Raw genomic sequence first — 535 nt, forward strand, 5'->3', positions numbered from 1 at the left:
CAAAATCGACTTGTCAGCGTAGCCTTCTTCACGCTGTTTGATGAAATAAGCATTCTCACAATAGCGAGCCGAGTCAATCACCACTGGGATATCGTATTTGGTGGCAATTTCGTACACGCTGCGCATGTTTTCCATCGATACCGGTTGGCCACCCGAGCTGTTACACGTCACTGTCGTGATGATGGCGCAGATGTTCTTCGAGCCATGCTCTTCAATCGTTTCTACCAGTTTGTTGAGGTCGAAGTTACCTTTCCAATCGTAAGGCGTAGTGGTATCGAACGCTTCTTCCGTCACAACGTTGATAGCCTTACCGCCGTTGAGCTCAATATGCCCCGCCGTGGTATCAAAGTGATAGTTCGAGATGAACACTGGTGTTTCACCGCCACGTACTTGGCGCATACGTTCAATCAGAGCAGGGAACAATATCTGCTCCGCTCCTCGGCCTTGGTGCGCAGGCACCGTCAGTTTGTAGCCGAAGAAATGCTCCACTGCGCTGCATAAGTTGTAGTAGTTACGACTACCCGCGTAAGACTCA

General features: G+C 50.1%; 1 protein-coding gene. It reads right to left on the reverse strand.

Features of this window, described 5'->3' with window-relative positions; all coding sequences use genetic code 11:
- A partial coding sequence (locus R8O10_RS27190; RefSeq protein ID WP_318192226.1) for an aminotransferase class I/II-fold pyridoxal phosphate-dependent enzyme occupies positions 1 to 535 on the reverse strand: 535 nt, incomplete at both ends.

The sequence above is a fragment of the Vibrio sp. 1727 genome, assembly GCF_033344415.1.
GTDB classification, from domain to species: Bacteria; Pseudomonadota; Gammaproteobacteria; order Enterobacterales; family Vibrionaceae; genus Vibrio; species Vibrio alginolyticus.